The following is a 1,071-nucleotide window of genomic DNA, read 5'->3' on the forward strand; positions in this document are numbered from 1 at the left end:
AACGGAGAACTCACAACTGAATAAAAAAGACTTGTCTGCAACAGGACAGGCCTTTTTTGAAGGAAATCAAGATTCGTTGAGATCCATCTCTTTTGCATAAGCATAAGAAATGATTTTTTCCTGATTATTCTTATCATTTTTGGTTTAATCAATGATCGTTGGAAAGACTAATCGTAAGAATTGATAAAAATCAAATAAAAAATATATAAATGATTGACAACGTAAATCAAATGATATATCCTTGATATACAAGGAGGCGATAATATGGCGACAGTACCTACTCAAATCAGAATCGATGAAGATTTAAAAAAACAGGCGGCAGAATTATTTTCACAACTTGGTTTAGATATGTCGAGCGCAATGAATATATTTTTAAAACAGTGTGTTTTACATGAAGGACTTCCCTTTAATGTAGAGCTACCAAAATATAAACCGGAAGTCATTGAGGCGATGGAAGAAGCAAGGCGAATTGCGCGCGATCCAAAGACAAAACGGTATGATAGTCTGGCAGAAGCGTTAAAGGATATAGATTTATGATCTATCGATTAGTATTAACCAGTAAATTTAAAAAAGGGTTAAAACTAGCAAAACGACGTGGATTGGATATAGCATTATTAGACGATGTAGTTGAAAAGCTACTTCACGGAATTGCATTGGAAGAAAAAAATGTGGATCATGAATTAAAAGGAAAATTTAAAGGCTTTCGAGAATGCCACATTCAGCCAAATTGGCTATTAATTTATTTATTAGAGGATGAGATTCTGACCTTAACTTTAGTTGACACTGGAACTCATTCGGACTTATTTAATTTATAAGAGCTGATAATATTTAGAAACTATCTATTGTGTCCCTCAACTCTGCTCAGTACTAAAGCTTTTGTAATTTTAGCGAAATTTCTTTTCTAATCAGGACATACGAATGTTTGGATTTATGCGAATCAATTATTGCATGGCTGATGCAGAACCGCAGATTCAGCAGAAGGCCGTCCAGACAGTTCGTTCCGTTGCGGCGGCACTGGAGCTGGAAATGGCCAAGCTGCAGGCAGAGCAGGGATCTTAATCAAGGAAAAGT

General features: G+C 35.6%; 3 protein-coding genes. All 3 read left to right on the forward strand.

Annotated elements, in window-relative coordinates; translation table 11 throughout:
• Positions 1-264: 264 nt before the first annotated feature.
• The 3 genes from BN162_RS17515 to BN162_RS19170 all read left to right on the forward strand — a co-directional run bounded on the left by BN162_RS17515 (position 265) and on the right by BN162_RS19170 (position 1,059).
• The gene (locus tag BN162_RS17515; protein ID WP_020226438.1) at positions 265-537 is read left to right on the forward strand and encodes a type II toxin-antitoxin system RelB/DinJ family antitoxin; all 273 of its coding nucleotides are present in this window, start codon (positions 265-267) and stop codon (positions 535-537) included.
• Positions 534-815, forward strand: a complete 282-nt coding sequence (locus tag BN162_RS17520; RefSeq protein WP_020226439.1) for a type II toxin-antitoxin system YafQ family toxin — start codon at positions 534-536, stop codon at positions 813-815. Before BN162_RS17515 ends, BN162_RS17520 begins: the two co-directional genes overlap by 4 nt.
• 115 nt (positions 816-930) lie before the next feature.
• A complete protein-coding gene (locus BN162_RS19170; RefSeq protein WP_261797867.1) occupies positions 931-1,059 on the forward strand; it encodes a hypothetical protein in 129 nt (42 codons plus the stop codon).
• Positions 1,060-1,071: the final 12 nt, after the last annotated feature.

Source organism: Holdemania massiliensis AP2 (genome assembly GCF_000327285.1).
GTDB lineage: Bacteria > Bacillota_I > Bacilli_A > Erysipelotrichales > Erysipelotrichaceae > Holdemania > Holdemania massiliensis.